Below are 14,459 nucleotides of genomic sequence, written 5' to 3' on the forward strand. Positions count from 1 at the left end.
CGATCAGGCTACGGCAAATTTCGACACGATCTGCTTGAGGTCCACCGCCAGCCTCGACAGTTCCTGGCTGGCGATCGAGGTCTGGCCGGCCGCCGAAGAACTCTGGATGGAAAGATCACGGATGCTGATCAGGTTCTGGTCCACCGAACGGGCCACGTGGGCCTGTTCCTCGGAGGCCGTGGCGATCAACAGGTTGCGGTCATTGATATCGGTAATGGCTTCGGTGATCTGAGTAATCGCCAGGCCCGCTTCATGGGCAATCTTCAAGGAGTCCACCGCTTCGTTGCGGTTGAGGGCCATGGAAGACACCGCTTCGCTGGAGCACGTCTGGATTTTCGCGATCATCTGCTCGATTTCCTGGGTCGAGGTCTGCGTTCTGTGGGCCAGGGCCCGCACCTCGTCGGCCACCACCGCAAAGCCCCGGCCCTGCTCCCCTGCCCTGGCGGCTTCAATGGCGGCGTTCAAGGCCAGCAGGTTGGTTTGCTCGGCAATCGAGCGGATCACTTCAACCACCCGGGCAATATCCTGGGCCTGCCTGGCCAGCCCTTCGACTTCGACGCCGGTCTGCTGCACCGTGGCGCTGAGTTTCTCGATGGAGGCGATGGTTTGCGTCACACGCTCCTGGCCCACTTTGGCCGAGCGTTGGGAGTCCTGGGTGGACTGGGACGCTGACACCGCATTGCGCGCCACTTCTTCAACTGCTGCCGTCATTTGGTTAACCGCCGTGGCGGCCTGATCGGTTTCCATGCTTTGGCGTTCAATACCGGCACTGGACTCGCGGGTGATGGCGCTCATCTCCTCCGCCGCCGCCGCCAATTGCCCGGACGCCTCGGAGATGTGCTGCAAGGTACTTTTCAGGTTCATTTGCATGGACGCCGTGGACCGTTGCAACGCGGTCAACTCGTCATTGCCATTGATGGCAATCGCCACGCGCAGATCGCCGTCGGCGATCTTGCCGGTCGATACCAGCAATTCACGCACCGGAGTAATGATGCTGCGAGTAAACAGGCTTGCTACCACGACGGTGATCAGCAAGGAGGCGGCCATCAATATCCAGGTGAACAGACGCGCCGCGTCATATTCGCTGGAAGCCACCTGCACCGCCGCCTTGGAGCCCCGTTCATTCAACGCGATCAACTCGCTGATGGAACGCTGCACATCCAGGGCAATCGGCCCGTTGACTTCGCGCAGGTAGGTCGACATCTGTTCAGCGGACAGGGTGGAGGCTTGCGCAAGAAATTCGTCCATCTTCTGGCTGTAGTTCTTGATGCTGGCTAATGCTTCGTTGTACTTGGCTTGCTCTTCGGGGCCTGAGACTAACGGCCCATAGCGTTCGGCAACATCGAGGGCTTCCGTACGGGTCGCCTTGAGTTTTTCCAGGGAGGCCGGATCCTGGCGGCTGATATCCATGGCATAACGACGTAGATCGAGACGAAGTTTATAAAACGCCGAATCTATTTCACCCGCCAAACGAATACTGGGGAGCCAGTTAGTTTCGATTTCAACCGTCGACGAATAGACCTTATCGACTTTTATCAGGGTCATTGCGCCTTGTATCAGCAGCAAAAGGCACACCAGGCCAAAACACAGTGTGGTACGGAAGTTCAACTTCAAGGCTCTCATGGACATCGCGGCTTACCCCTTTCCTGGGCCGCGAACTTCACGGCCTGATGGAGGCCAATGTGTTGAAATGCGTGTGAAAAATACGTGACCGCTGATGCAATTTTTCATTAACCAAAAATAAAAAGCCCGCCCTGATTATTACTTGGCTAACTATCAGGATCAGCGGTGCAGCCCCCTATTGAGATCAAACCATTAATCCACCCGGCGGCAATGGCAGCGCCGTCTTGTAGCGCACTTGCTTGAGGGCAAAGCTCGAGCGGATGTTGGCGACACCCGGCACCTTGGTCAGAAAGTCCATCATGAAACGCTCCAGCGACTGGATCGTCGGCACCAACACCCGGATCAAATAGTCCGGGTCGCCGGCCATCAAGTAGCACTCCATCACCTCGGGCCGGTCGGAAATCGCGCCTTCGAACTGCTGCAACGCCAGCTCGTTCTGCTTTTCCAGGCTCACATGGATAAACACGTTGACGTGCAGCCCCAGCAAATCGGCGTCGAGCAGGGTGACTTGCTCGCGAATCAGGCCCAGTTCCTCCATCGCCTTGACCCGGTTGAAACAGGGTGTGGGCGACAGGTTGACCGAGCGGGCCAGGTCGGCGTTGGTAATCCGCGCATTCTCCTGCAGGGCGTTGAGAATGCCGATATCGGTACGGTCCAGTTTGCGCATGAGACAAAATCACCTGTTTATTATGTTTATGCAGGTTTTTTATCCGCAAATGATCGCGGGCGCAATAAAACACAGATAAATATTCTTCTACGCCACGCCTATGATTGTTGTAGGACAAGATTTCTCTTACCCGGAGACTGACTGTCAGCTAGCGCGCCCACTACAAGAAATTCACAAGATCGAGCGTAGAAAGCCATGAATCAGCCGTATGCCCCACTGCGCCTGCACGTTCCCGAACCCTCGGGCCGCCCAGGCTGCAAGACCGACTTTACCTACCTGCGCCTGACCGACGCAGGCACCGTGCGCAAACCCGCCATCGACGTAGAACCCGCCGACACCGCCGACCTGGCCAAGGGCCTGATCCGCGTGCTCGACGACCAGGGCCAGGCCTTGGGGCCATGGGCCGAAGGGGTTCCCGTTGAAGTCCTGCGCAAAGGCATGCGCGCCATGCTCAAGACGCGGATCTTCGACAACCGCATGGTGGTCGCCCAGCGTCAGAAAAAAATGTCGTTCTACATGCAAAGCCTTGGCGAAGAAGCCATCGGCAGCGCCCAGGCCCTGGCCTTGAACATCGACGACATGTGCTTCCCCACCTACCGCCAGCAAAGCATCCTGATGGCCCGCGACGTGCCGCTGGTGGACCTGATCTGCCAGTTGCTGTCCAACGAGCGCGACCCGCTCAAGGGCCGCCAGTTGCCGATCATGTACTCGGTCAAGGATGCAGGCTTCTTCACCATCTCCGGCAACCTCGCCACCCAATTCGTACAGGGTGTGGGCTGGGGCATGGCCTCGGCGATCAAGGGCGATACCAAGATCGCCTCGGCCTGGATCGGCGACGGCGCCACCGCCGAATCCGACTTCCACACCGCCCTCACCTTCGCCCACGTGTACCGCGCCCCGGTGATTCTCAACGTGGTCAACAACCAGTGGGCCATCTCCACCTTCCAGGCCATCGCCGGTGGTGAAGCCACCACCTTCGCCGGACGCGGCGTCGGCTGCGGCATCGCCTCCCTGCGCGTGGACGGCAACGACTTTATCGCGGTGTACGCCGCCTCCGCCTGGGCCGCCGAGCGTGCGCGCCGCAACCTCGGCCCCACCCTGATCGAATGGGTCACCTACCGTGCCGGTCCGCACTCCACCTCGGACGATCCGTCCAAATACCGCCCCGCCGACGACTGGAGCCACTTCCCGCTGGGCGACCCGATTGCCCGCCTCAAGCAGCACCTGATCAGGATTGGCCAGTGGTCCGAAGAGGAGCACGCGGCGGTCAGTGCCGAACTGGAAGCCGAGGTGATCGCCGCGCAGAAACAGGCCGAACAGTACGGCACCCTGGCCGGTGGCCAGATCCCAAGCGCCGCGACCATGTTCGAAGACGTCTATAAAGAGATGCCGGAGCACTTGAAGCGCCAGCGTCAGGAGTTGGGGATCTGACATGAACGATCACAACAACAGCATCGAATTGGAAACCGCCATGACCACCACCACCATGACCATGATCCAGGCCCTGCGCTCGGCCATGGATGTGATGCTTGAACGTGATGACAACGTGGTGGTGTTCGGCCAGGACGTCGGTTACTTCGGCGGTGTATTCCGCTGCACCGAAGGCTTGCAGACCAAATACGGCAGCTCGCGGGTGTTCGACGCACCGATCTCCGAAAGCGGCATCATCGGCGTGGCCGTGGGCATGGGTGCCTATGGCCTGCGCCCGGTCGCCGAGATCCAGTTCGCCGACTACGTCTACCCCGCCACCGACCAGATCATCTCCGAAGCCGCGCGCCTGCGTTATCGCTCGGCCGGCCAGTTCACCGCGCCCTTGACCATGCGCATGCCCTGCGGCGGCGGCATCTACGGCGGCCAGACCCACAGCCAGAGCATCGAAGCGGTGTTCACCCAGGTCTGTGGCCTGCGTACGGTGATGCCGTCCAACCCCTATGACGCCAAGGGTCTGCTGATTGCCTCCATCGAGAACGATGACCCGGTGATCTTCCTTGAGCCCAAGCGCCTGTACAACGGCCCGTTCGACGGCCACCACGACCGCCCGGTAACACCGTGGTCGAAACACCCGCAAGCCCAGGTGCCGGACGGTTACTACACGGTGCCGCTGGACGTGGCCGCCATCGTGCGCGCTGGCTCGGCTGTCACTGTGCTGACCTACGGCACCACTGTGTATGTGTCGCAGGTCGCCGCCGAAGAAACCGGCATCGACGCCGAAGTCATCGACCTGCGCAGCCTGTGGCCGCTGGACCTGGACACCATCGTCAAATCCGTGAAGAAGACCGGCCGTTGCGTGGTGGTGCACGAAGCCACCCGCACCTGCGGCTTTGGTGCCGAGTTGGTGGCGCTGGTGCAGGAGCATTGCTTCCACCACCTGGAAGCGCCGATCGAACGCGTCACCGGTTGGGACACCCCCTACCCGCACGCGCAGGAGTGGGCGTATTTCCCAGGCCCGTCCCGAGTGGGCGCGGCGTTGAAACGGGTCATGGAGGTCTGAATGGGCACGCACGTTATCAAGATGCCGGACATTGGCGAAGGCATCGCGGAAGTTGAATTGTCGCAGTGGCATGTGAAGGTCGGCGACATGGTCGTCGAAGACCAGGTGCTGGCGGATGTGATGACCGACAAGGCGATGGTGGACATTCCCTCGCCGGTCCATGGCAAGGTGATTGCCCTCGGCGGCGAGCCGGGTGAAGTCATGGCGGTGGGCAGTATTCTGATCAGCATTGAAGTGGAAGGTGCGGGTAACGCCAAAGACGTGCCGGTGGCGGCGGAGCCGGTGAAAGCGGCTGCCGTTTTCGAGGCCAAGCCGGCACCGGTGGTCGAAAACAAGCCTGCACCGGTGGCAGCCGCACAGGCCCCCGTGGCCCGCGATGCCGACGAACGCCCCCTGGCCTCTCCCGCCGTGCGCAAGCATGCGCTGGATGCCGGGATTCAACTGCGTCTGGTACAGGGCTCCGGCCCCGCCGGGCGGATCCTGCACGAAGACCTCGAGGCCTACCTGCAACAAGGGGCTTCAAAGCCTTCGACGGCCGCCAATCCTTACGCCGAACGCAACGACGAAGAACAGATCCCGGTGATCGGCATGCGCCGCAAGATCGCCCAGCGCATGCAGGACGCCACCCGGCGCGCCGCGCATTTCAGCTATGTGGAAGAGATCGACGTCACCGCCCTCGACGAGCTGCGCGTGCACCTCAACGAGAAGCACGGCGCCACGCGCGGCAAGCTGACGTTGCTGCCGTTTATCGTGCGCGCCATGGTCGTGGCGCTGCGGGAGTTCCCGCAGATCAACGCGCGTTACGACGACGAAGCCCAGGTCATCACCCGCCTCGGCGCGGTGCATGTGGGCGTCGCCACCCAGAGCGACATGGGCCTGATGGTGCCGGTGGTGCGTCACGCCGAAGCCCGCAGCCTGTGGGGCAACGCCGAGGAAATCGCGCGTCTGGCCAGCGCCGCGCGCAACGGCAAGGCCAGTCGCGATGAGCTGTCGGGCTCGACCATTACCTTGACCAGCCTGGGCGCCTTGGGCGGTATCGTCAGCACCCCGGTGCTGAACCTGCCGGAGGTGGCCATTGTCGGCGTCAACCGCATCGTTGAGCGGCCGATGGTGATCAAGGGCCAGATCGTGATCCGCAAGATGATGAACCTCTCCAGCTCCTTCGATCACCGCGTGGTCGATGGCATGGACGCGGCGCAATTCATCCAGGCCATTCGCGGCCTGCTCGAACAACCCGCCAGCCTGTTCCTGGAGTAAGGGCATGACCCAGACATTGCATACCACGCTGCTGATTATCGGCGGCGGCCCTGGCGGTTATGTGGCCGCCATTCGTGCCGGCCAGCTGGGCATCCCGACCATCCTGGTGGAAGGCCAGGCGTTGGGCGGCACCTGCCTGAACATCGGCTGCATTCCGTCCAAGGCCTTGATTCACGTGGCCGAGCAGTTCCAGCAAACCGTGCACCACAGCCAGGGTTCCCGGTTGGGAATCGAGGTGGATGTGCCGACCCTGGACATCCGCAAAAGCGTGGAATGGAAAGACGGCATCGTCGACCGCCTGACCACCGGTGTCGCTGCGCTGCTTAAAAAGCACAAAGTGCAGGTGATCCATGGCTGGGCCAAGGTGGTAGACGGCAAGACCGTCGACGTCGGCGACCAGCGCATCCAGTGCGAACACCTGTTGCTGGCCACCGGATCGAAAAGCGTCAACCTGCCGATGCTGCCGATCGGCGGGCCGATCATCTCCTCCACCGAAGCCCTGGCGCCAACCCGCCTGCCCAAGCGCCTGATTGTGGTGGGCGGAGGCTACATCGGCCTGGAGCTGGGGATTGCGTATCGCAAGCTCGGCGCCGACGTGAGTGTGGTCGAAGCTCAGGATCGTATCCTGCCGGCCTACGACGCCGAGCTGACGCAACCGGTGCACGAATCGCTCAAGCAGTTGGGCGTGAAGCTGTACCTCAAGCACAGCGTGACGGGTTTCGAGCACAACAGCCTGCAAGTGCGCGATCCGAATGGCGACACGTTGTCGCTGGCGACGGACCAGGTGTTGGTGGCCGTTGGTCGCAAACCCAACACCCAGGGTTGGAACCTTGAGGCGCTGAACCTGGAGATGAACGGCGCGGCGATCAGGATCGACAGCCGCTGCCAGACCAGCATGCGCAATGTGTATGCCATCGGCGACCTGAGCGGCGAGCCGATGCTCGCCCACCGAGCGATGGCCCAGGGTGAAATGGTTGCCGAACTGATCAGCGGTCAACACCGCGAATTCAACCCGGCGGCGATCCCGGCGGTGTGCTTCACCGACCCGGAACTGGTGGTGGTCGGCAAGACGCCCGATGAAGCCAAGGCCGCCGGCCTGGACTGCATCGTGTCGAGCTTCCCGTTTGCCGCCAACGGCCGCGCGATGACCCTCGAGTCGAAAACCGGCTTCGTGCGGGTGGTGGCGCGACGGGACAATCACCTGATTGTTGGCTGGCAAGCAGTCGGCGCCGGCGTGTCCGAGCTGTCCACCGCCTTCGGCCTGAGCCTGGAAATGGGCGCGCGCCTGGAAGACGTGGCCGGCACCATCCACGCCCATCCGACGCTCGGCGAGGCGGTGCAGGAAGCGGCGTTGCGTGCGCTGGGCCACGCGTTGCACCTGTAAATAAACACCCCCTGTAGGAGCGAGCTTGCTCGCGAAGAACCTGAGGGCGCCGCGTTCATTCTGGTTTGACGCGTTATCGTTGACGATTTTCGCGAGCAAGCTCGCTCCTACAAGGGACGCGGGGGATGCGAACGGGCCTGCGAATGAAGTATTGTTGCGCCCATTCAGAAAAAAACCGACTTGACCAAAGATAGAGGGTGTCATGGGTAACGAAAGCATCAATTGGGACAAGCTGGGTTTTGACTACATCAAGACCGACAAGCGGTTTCTCCAGGTCTGGAAAAACGGCGAATGGCAAACCGGCACCCTGACCGACGACAACGTGCTGCACATCAGCGAGGGCTCTACCGCCCTGCACTACGGCCAACAGTGCTTCGAAGGCCTCAAGGCCTACCGCTGCAAGGACGGCTCGATCAACCTGTTCCGCCCGGACCAGAACGCCGCGCGCATGCAGCGCAGCTGCGCCCGCCTGCTGATGCCGCACGTCCCGACCGACGCGTTCATCGACGCGTGCAAGCAAGTGGTCAAGGCCAACGAGCGATTCATCCCGCCGTACGGCAGCGGCGGCGCGCTGTACCTGCGCCCGTTCGTGATCGGCACCGGTGACAACATCGGCGTGCGCACCGCGCCGGAGTTCATCTTCTCGGTGTTCTGCATCCCGGTCGGCGCCTACTTCAAGGGCGGCCTGGTGCCCCACAACTTCCAGATCTCCACCTTTGACCGCGCCGCGCCACAGGGCACCGGTGCCGCCAAGGTCGGTGGCAACTACGCCGCCAGCCTGATGCCGGGCTCGGAAGCGAAGAAATCCGGTTTCGCCGATGCGATCTACCTGGACCCGATGACCCACTCGAAAATCGAAGAGGTCGGCTCGGCCAACTTCTTCGGGATCACCCACGACAACCAGTTCATCACACCGAAGTCACCTTCGGTGCTGCCAGGCATCACCCGCCTGTCGCTGATCGAACTGGCCCAGACCCGCCTGGGCCTGGAAGTGGTCGAAGGCGAGGTATTTATCGACAAGCTGGATCAGTTCAAGGAAGCCGGTGCCTGCGGGACTGCGGCAGTGATCTCGCCGATCGGCGGTATCCAGTACAACGGCCAGTTGCATGTGTTCCACAGCGAGACCGAAGTCGGCCCGATCACCCAGAAGCTCTACAAAGAGCTGACCGGCGTGCAGACCGGCGACGTCGAAGCGCCAGCGGGTTGGATCGTAAAAGTCTAAGCCAGTAACACCGCAAAACCCTGTGGGAGGGGGCCCCCTCCCACATTTGCTCTCCGGTGTATTCAAGATTCTTTCGGGATATTCTCGTCAATCTTCTTGCCCATGCTGATCCTCGGCTCCACCCCATACCCCAGCGCCTCATAGAACCCCACCACCGCCTCATTGCCACCGGTGATCTGCAGGTTGATCTTCATGCAGCCCAGGGCCGTCAGTACCTGTTCCGCATGCCGCACCAGCGAGGAACCGAGGCCATGACGCCGATAGCCCGGGTGCACGGCCACCGAGTACAACCAGCCGCGATGACCGTCGTAGCCGGCAAGCACCGTCCCGATAACAGTCTTTTTGTCCGTCGCCACAAAAAACAGCCCGTCATTGACCGCCAGTTTCTTATCGATCGTCAGGGTCGGCAGGTTATGCGCCGTGTCATACCCAAACGCCTCCTGCCATAACGCCACCACTTGCCCACGGTGCTGGCGGTCGCGATACGGACCGATGGGATGGCGCGACAACAGCGCTTTCTCCATCACCAACGTGCGCTCATTGCCGTGGTAGACGTCACGTACCGTGTGAAAACCCAGCTTGGTGTAGAACGGCTCGGCGGTCAGCGAGGACGGCACACTCAGCGTCGTCACCCCCGCTTCCCGCGCCCGCAGTTCGATTTCAATCATCAGCAACCGGCCAATGCCCTGCCCTTGCAGCGTCGGGTTGACGAACACCGAACGCACCACATTGGCATCCAGGGCCGCCGTGGCGACGATCACCCGGTCCTGGACCGCCACCAGCACCACACGGCGCTTGAGCAGGTCGAGCACCGCGTCCGGGGTGAAGTTGCTGGCCACCCGGGCAATCACATCCGCCGGATAGTCCCGCGCATTGCTGCTGTGCAAGGCCGCCAGGATGACCAGGCTGATCCCTTCGGCATCGTCGGATTGGGCAAGACGTACGACGGTAGACATGATTCCTCCTGGCTGACGGCGTTATTACAGTGGCCACTGTACCAATGTAGGAGGGGGCTTGCTCCCGATGGCGGTGTGCCAGTTGATGGATTGAGTGACTGATATACCGCAATCGGGGGCAAGCCACCCTCCCACATTTTGACCGCGCTCCAGCTCCCACCGCCGATTCGGCTGCCTCACCCCCCTTTTCAGCTTTCCCGGCTGAGCCGCCCCTTGGTTTCAGCCGGGATTCCCCTGCCACAGCGAACAAAATAGCCCCACTGCTCAACCCCATGGATTCGTGCACCCATGCAAACCACCAACACCGTCCTGATGATTCGCCCGGCGCGCTTTGCCTTCAACCCGGATACCGCGATCAACAACCGTTTCCAACGCCCACCCCTCGACCCGCTCAGTGCACAGCAGAAAGCGCTGGAAGAGTTCGACGGCTATGTCGACACCCTGCGCCGGCACGGCGTGGAAGTGCTGGTGGTGCAAGACACTCCGGCGCCCCACACACCCGACTCGATCTTCCCCAACAACTGGTGGAGCAGCCACGCCGACGGCAGCCTGGTGCTGTACCCGATGGAAGGCCAGAACCGCCGACTGGAACGTAACAAAGGCGTGCTGCAAGTGCTGGAGCAGCGCTTTGCGATCAAGGACACCATCGACCTCAGCCACCTCGAACAACAGAACATCTTCCTCGAAGGCACCGGCAGCATGGTGCTCGACCGCCAGCACCGCATCAGCTACGCCTGTCACTCCGGGCGCACCCACCACGACGCGCTGCGCCAGTTTGCCGAACGCCTCGACTACCGGCTCTGCGTCTTCCACGCCGTCGACCGCCACCACGCACCGATCTACCACAGCAACGTGATGATGAGCGTCGGCCGCGACCTCTCGGTGGTGTGCCTGCAAGCGCTGCCCGACGCCGACGAACGCCAGGCCCTGGAACGCTCGCTGCGCGACACCGGCAAAGACATCCTCGGCCTCGACTTCGACCAGCTCGAAGCCTTCGCCGGCAACATGCTCGAAGTCCACGACCGCGACGGCCAGCCGCTGCTGGTGATGTCTGCCAGTGCCTGGGGCGCGCTGCAACCGGCCCAGCGCCGGCATGTGGAGCGCCACACCCGGCCGGTGGTGGTGAACATCGACAACATCGAACGCATCGGCGGCGGCAGTGCCCGCTGCATGCTGGCAGAAGTGCATCTGCCCGCCCGTCCCTCATTTCAATAAGGAGTCTTGCCATGACCCGCTATATCGACGTCAACGACCTCAGCTATCTGGTTTCGCAAAAAGGCCTGCACACCTGCATCACCGAGATGGCCGAGTACATCCGCGCCGACTACCTGCGCTGGCAGGACTTTGAGAAATGCGCACGCCTGGCCAACCACTCGCCGGATGGCGTGATCGAGTTGATGCCGGTGTCCGACGCCTCGCTGTACGCCTTCAAGTACGTCAACGGCCACCCGAAGAACACCTTGGCCGGCATGCTCACCGTAATGGCCTTTGGTGCCCTCGGTGACGTCGACACCGGCAAACCGGTGCAGCTGGCGGAAATGACCCTGACCACTGCCATTCGTACCGCCGCCACGTCGGCCCTGGTGGCCCGCTACCTGGCCCGCGCCAACAGCCGCAGCATGGCGTTGATCGGCAACGGCTCCCAGAGCGAATTCCAGGCCCTGGCCTTCCACGCCATGCTCGGCATCAACGAGATCCGCCTGTTCGACATCGACGCCAAGGCCACCGCCAAGCTGGCAGCCAACCTCAAAGCGTTCCCGGCAATCAAGGTGATCCTGGCCGGCAGCGTGGCCGAAGCGGTCAAAGGCGCGGACATCGTCACCACCGTCACCGCCGACAAGGCCTACGCGACCATCCTCACCGACGACATGATCGAGCCCGGCATGCACCTCAACGCCGTGGGCGGCGACTGCCCGGGCAAGACCGAACTGGACCGCCGCATCGTCGAGCGCGCCCGTGTGATCGTCGAGTACGAACCGCAAAGCCGCATCGAAGGTGAAATCCAGCACATGCCGGAAGACTCGCCGGTGACCGAGTTGTGGCAGGTCATCAACGGCCAAGTCGCCGGCCGCGAGCATGAGCGCCAGGTCACCCTGTTCGACTCGGTGGGCTTTGCCATCGAAGACTACTCGGCCCTGCGCTATGTGCTGGACGTGGCCAAGGCCCTGGATGTCGGCAGCGAACTGGAACTGGTGCCGGACCTGGCCGACCCCAAGGACTTGTTCGCACGCCTGGCCCAACAGCCTCGTGCACAGCACAAAAAGCGCGCCTGAGACCGCTCTGGCCTGCCCCTTTGCGCCAAGGGCAGGCCGGATTTCCAGGACTGAAAAGCCGATTCATAGGGTGCTACAGCCGATTCCGCTGCATTGCGTGTTTTAACAGCGCAATTTGCGCTTTGAGCACGGGGTAAACGACACAAAAAACGCACCATCATGAAGCATTCTGAGCCCGACCAAAGCGTCACAGAATGAATGCCCGCTGCCCCCTTTTTACTGCCCTGACATCAATTACAAAATATAGGGACCGACACATGACTCCACTGCGATCACTCTTCGCTGCGTTGCTGTTGCCACTGTGCGCCAGCGCCGCCCACGCCCAGGATTGGAAAGAAATCCGCTTCGGCGTATTCCCCGAGTACCCCCCGTTTGAATCCGTGGCCGCCGACGGCAGCCTGCAAGGCTTCGATATCGAGTTGGGCAACGCGATCTGCGCCAAGCTCGAGGTCAAATGCACCTGGGTGCACAACGAATTCGACGGCATGATCCCGGCCCTGCGCGCGCGCAAGTTCGACGCGATCATGTCGTCCATGGCTGTAACCCCGGCGCGCGAGAAAGTCATCGACTTCACCGACCGCCTGTTCCTCAGCCCCACGTCGGTGATCACGCGCAAAAACGCCGACTTCGGCGGCACCCCGGAATCGTTGAAAGGCAAACAGGTCGGCGTGCTGCAAGGTTCGTTGCAGGAAGCTTATGCCCGTGCACACCTGGCCAGGCTGGGCGCGCAGATCAAGGCGTACCAGTCCCAGGAACAGAACTACGCCGACCTGCAGAACGGCCGTCTCGACGCTACCCTGACCGACAAGCTCGAAGCCCAGCTCAACTTCCTGTCCAAGCCTGAAGGCGCCGACTTCAAGACCGGCCCGGCCTTCAAGGACCCGACCCTGCCCCTGGACATCGCCATGGGCCTGCGCAAGAACGACCAGGACTTGCGTGCGCTGATCAACAAGGGCATCGCCGCCGTCCAGGCCGATGGCACCTACGCACAGATCCAGAAGAAATACTTCGGCGATCAAGACATCTACAACGAATAAGCCAACACAATCCCTTGTGGGAAGGGGCTTGCTCCCGATAGCGGTGGGTCAGTCAATACAGGTGTCGACTGGCACGCCCTCATCGGGAGCAAGCCCCCTCCCACAGGGGTATGTCTGCGCCCTTTAGAGATCTCCCCATGAACGAACTCCTCAACCTGCAAGGCTACGGTCCGATGCTCGCCCAGGGTGCCTGGATGACGGTCAAGCTGGCGCTCCTGGCGCTGGCCCTGAGCCTCGCCCTGGGCCTGATCGCCGCCGGCGCCAAACTTTCCAGCGCCCAATGGCTGCGGGTGCCGGCCACGCTGTACACCACGCTGATCCGCAGCGTGCCGGACCTGGTGCTGATCCTGCTGATTTTCTACAGCCTGCAACTGTGGCTCAACGACCTGAGCGAAGTGTTCGGCTGGGACTACTTTGAAATCGACCCGTTTACCGCCGGGGTCATCACCCTGGGGTTTATCTACGGCGCGTATTTCACCGAGAACTTCCGTGGCGCGATCCTCAGTGTGCCGGTCGGCCAACTCGAAGCCGCCACCGCCTACGGCCTGAGCCGCTGGCAGCGTTTTCACCTGGTGCTGTTCCCGCAGCTGATGCGCTTTGCCCTGCCGGGCCTGGGCAATAACTGGCTGGTGCTGCTCAAGTCCACGGCGCTGGTGTCGATCATCGGCCTGTCGGACCTGGTCAAGGCCGCGCAGAACGCCGGCAAGACCACCAACGAGCCGTTGTACTTCCTGATCCTCGCGGGCCTGGTGTACCTGGTGATCACCACCCTCTCCAACCGCATCTTCAAGCGCCTCGAACGGCGCTACAACCTCGGCATCAAGGGGATGGCGCGATGATCGAACTGTTCCAGCAATACGGCCTGGCCTACCTGTTCAGCGATGGCACCGGGTTGTCCGGCGTTGCCATGACCTTGTGGCTGTTCATTATCTCGGTGGTGCTGGGTTTTTTCCTCTCGATCCCCCTGGCGCTGGCCCGCGTGTCGGAACACTTCTGGCTGCGCTGGCCGGTGGAGGTCTACACCTACCTGTTCCGCGGCACGCCGTTGTATATCCAACTGTTGATCTGCTACACCGGGCTGTACAGCCTGGAGGTGGTGCAGGACAACGCCCTGCTCAACCAGTTTTTCCGCAATGCCCTCAACTGCACCCTCCTGGCCTTTGTGCTCAACACCTGCGCCTACACCGTGGAAATCTTCGCCGGGGCGATCCGCAACATTCCCCACGGCGAACTCGAAGCGGCCCGCGCCTATGGCCTGCACGGCTGGCGCCTCAACCTGTTTGTGGTGGTGCCTGCCGCACTGCGCCGCGCGCTGCCGGCCTACAGCAATGAAATGATCCTGATGCTGCACGCCACGTCGCTGGCGTTTACCGCCACCGTCGCCGACATCCTCAAGGTGGCGCGCGATGCCAATGCCGAGACGTTCCTGACGTTCCAGGCCTTCGGCATCGCCGCCCTGCTCTACATGCTGCTGTCCTTTGCACTGGTGGGCCTGTTCCGACTGGCCGAACGTCGCTGGATGCGTTTTCTTGTTCCTACCCGAGGCTAA

13 protein-coding genes and 1 pseudogene are annotated in these 14,459 nt (G+C 62.0%); 10 read left to right on the forward strand and 4 right to left on the reverse strand.

Annotated features, from left to right (window positions below):
• Positions 1-3 precede the first annotated feature (3 nt).
• Together V3W40_RS08390 and V3W40_RS08395 are read right to left on the reverse strand one after the other, a co-directional pair.
• Positions 4-1,629 carry a methyl-accepting chemotaxis protein gene (locus V3W40_RS08390; RefSeq protein WP_043293589.1) on the reverse strand — a complete coding sequence of 542 codons (1,626 nt, stop codon included), beginning with the start codon at positions 1,627-1,629 and terminating at the stop codon, positions 4-6.
• Between the two features lie 178 nt (positions 1,630-1,807).
• Positions 1,808-2,290, reverse strand: a complete 483-nt coding sequence (locus tag V3W40_RS08395) for an Lrp/AsnC family transcriptional regulator (protein ID WP_027606189.1) — start codon at positions 2,288-2,290, stop codon at positions 1,808-1,810.
• Positions 2,291-2,485: 195 nt separating this feature from the next.
• Between V3W40_RS08395 and V3W40_RS08400 the strand changes: the two genes are divergently transcribed.
• The 4 genes from V3W40_RS08400 to lpdA are packed head-to-tail and all read left to right on the forward strand — an operon-like array spanning position 2,486 to position 7,422.
• The gene (locus V3W40_RS08400; RefSeq protein ID WP_065923800.1) at positions 2,486-3,721 is read left to right on the forward strand and encodes a 3-methyl-2-oxobutanoate dehydrogenase (2-methylpropanoyl-transferring) subunit alpha; all 1,236 of its coding nucleotides are present in this window, start codon (positions 2,486-2,488) and stop codon (positions 3,719-3,721) included.
• Position 3,722: 1 nt separating this feature from the next.
• Complete coding sequence (locus V3W40_RS08405) at positions 3,723-4,781, forward strand: alpha-ketoacid dehydrogenase subunit beta (RefSeq protein WP_330214829.1); 1,059 nt, start codon at positions 3,723-3,725, stop codon at positions 4,779-4,781.
• Positions 4,782-6,038, forward strand: a complete 1,257-nt coding sequence (locus tag V3W40_RS08410; RefSeq protein WP_330214830.1) for a dihydrolipoamide acetyltransferase family protein — start codon at positions 4,782-4,784, stop codon at positions 6,036-6,038.
• A 4-nt stretch (positions 6,039-6,042) separates the two neighbouring features.
• Positions 6,043-7,422 carry a dihydrolipoyl dehydrogenase gene (gene lpdA, locus V3W40_RS08415; protein ID WP_065948427.1) on the forward strand — a complete coding sequence of 460 codons (1,380 nt, stop codon included), beginning with the start codon at positions 6,043-6,045 and terminating at the stop codon, positions 7,420-7,422.
• Between the two features lie 12 nt (positions 7,423-7,434).
• Here the strand turns inward: lpdA and V3W40_RS08420 are convergent.
• Positions 7,435-7,521, reverse strand: a pseudogene (locus V3W40_RS08420) (outer membrane lipoprotein carrier protein LolA); the annotation flags it as partial.
• 103 nt (positions 7,522-7,624) lie between these two features.
• Between V3W40_RS08420 and V3W40_RS08425 the strand changes: the two are divergent.
• A complete protein-coding gene (locus V3W40_RS08425) occupies positions 7,625-8,644 on the forward strand; it encodes a branched-chain amino acid aminotransferase (RefSeq protein WP_065940198.1) in 1,020 nt (339 codons plus the stop codon).
• A 62-nt stretch (positions 8,645-8,706) separates the two neighbouring features.
• Here the strand turns inward: V3W40_RS08425 and V3W40_RS08430 are convergent, their stop codons facing one another.
• Complete coding sequence (locus tag V3W40_RS08430; protein WP_330214831.1) at positions 8,707-9,600, reverse strand: GNAT family acetyltransferase; 894 nt, start codon at positions 9,598-9,600, stop codon at positions 8,707-8,709.
• Between the two features lie 288 nt (positions 9,601-9,888).
• On the opposite strand from V3W40_RS08430, the gene ctlX reads away from it, so the two are divergent.
• From ctlX to V3W40_RS08455, 5 genes are all read left to right on the forward strand, one after another.
• Positions 9,889-10,815: a citrulline utilization hydrolase CtlX gene (gene ctlX / locus V3W40_RS08435; protein ID WP_065948429.1), complete on the forward strand. Its 927-nt coding sequence runs from the start codon at positions 9,889-9,891 to the stop codon at positions 10,813-10,815.
• Positions 10,816-10,826: 11 nt separating this feature from the next.
• On the forward strand, positions 10,827-11,873 hold the full coding sequence (locus tag V3W40_RS08440; RefSeq protein ID WP_330214832.1) for an ornithine cyclodeaminase: 1,047 nt from the start codon (positions 10,827-10,829) through the stop codon (positions 11,871-11,873).
• Positions 11,874-12,130: 257 nt separating this feature from the next.
• Positions 12,131-12,910, forward strand: a complete 780-nt coding sequence (locus tag V3W40_RS08445; protein WP_065923794.1) for an ABC transporter substrate-binding protein — start codon at positions 12,131-12,133, stop codon at positions 12,908-12,910.
• A 137-nt stretch (positions 12,911-13,047) separates the two neighbouring features.
• Positions 13,048-13,749, forward strand: coding sequence for an ABC transporter permease (locus V3W40_RS08450; protein WP_027606180.1), 702 nt, complete (start codon positions 13,048-13,050; stop codon positions 13,747-13,749).
• Positions 13,746-14,459 (forward strand): ABC transporter permease, encoded by a 714-nt coding sequence (locus V3W40_RS08455; RefSeq protein WP_065923793.1) that lies wholly within the window; start codon positions 13,746-13,748, stop codon positions 14,457-14,459. Before V3W40_RS08450 ends, V3W40_RS08455 begins: the two co-directional genes overlap by 4 nt.

Origin of the sequence: Pseudomonas sp. AM8 (genome assembly GCF_036346475.1) — a bacterium.
Classification (GTDB): domain Bacteria; phylum Pseudomonadota; class Gammaproteobacteria; order Pseudomonadales; family Pseudomonadaceae; genus Aquipseudomonas; species Aquipseudomonas marginalis.

What these genes read in the sequence shown, in the direction of transcription:
- V3W40_RS08425 (WP_065940198.1), top strand. Translation starts at nt 7,625, where the DNA reads ATGGGTAACGAAAGCATCAATTGGGACAAGCTGGGTTTTGACTACATC.
- V3W40_RS08405 (WP_330214829.1), top strand. Translation starts at nt 3,723, where the DNA reads ATGAACGATCACAACAACAGCATCGAATTGGAAACCGCCATGACCACC.
- ctlX (WP_065948429.1), top strand. Translation starts at nt 9,889, where the DNA reads ATGCAAACCACCAACACCGTCCTGATGATTCGCCCGGCGCGCTTTGCC.
- V3W40_RS08410 (WP_330214830.1), top strand. Translation starts at nt 4,782, where the DNA reads ATGGGCACGCACGTTATCAAGATGCCGGACATTGGCGAAGGCATCGCG.
- V3W40_RS08450 (WP_027606180.1), top strand. Translation starts at nt 13,048, where the DNA reads ATGAACGAACTCCTCAACCTGCAAGGCTACGGTCCGATGCTCGCCCAG.
- V3W40_RS08440 (WP_330214832.1), top strand. Translation starts at nt 10,827, where the DNA reads ATGACCCGCTATATCGACGTCAACGACCTCAGCTATCTGGTTTCGCAA.
- V3W40_RS08430 (WP_330214831.1), bottom strand. Translation starts at nt 9,600, where the DNA reads ATGTCTACCGTCGTACGTCTTGCCCAATCCGACGATGCCGAAGGGATC.
- V3W40_RS08445 (WP_065923794.1), top strand. Translation starts at nt 12,131, where the DNA reads ATGACTCCACTGCGATCACTCTTCGCTGCGTTGCTGTTGCCACTGTGC.
- V3W40_RS08395 (WP_027606189.1), bottom strand. Translation starts at nt 2,290, where the DNA reads ATGCGCAAACTGGACCGTACCGATATCGGCATTCTCAACGCCCTGCAG.
- V3W40_RS08400 (WP_065923800.1), top strand. Translation starts at nt 2,486, where the DNA reads ATGAATCAGCCGTATGCCCCACTGCGCCTGCACGTTCCCGAACCCTCG.
- lpdA (WP_065948427.1), top strand. Translation starts at nt 6,043, where the DNA reads ATGACCCAGACATTGCATACCACGCTGCTGATTATCGGCGGCGGCCCT.
- V3W40_RS08390 (WP_043293589.1), bottom strand. Translation starts at nt 1,629, where the DNA reads ATGTCCATGAGAGCCTTGAAGTTGAACTTCCGTACCACACTGTGTTTT.
- V3W40_RS08455 (WP_065923793.1), top strand. Translation starts at nt 13,746, where the DNA reads ATGATCGAACTGTTCCAGCAATACGGCCTGGCCTACCTGTTCAGCGAT.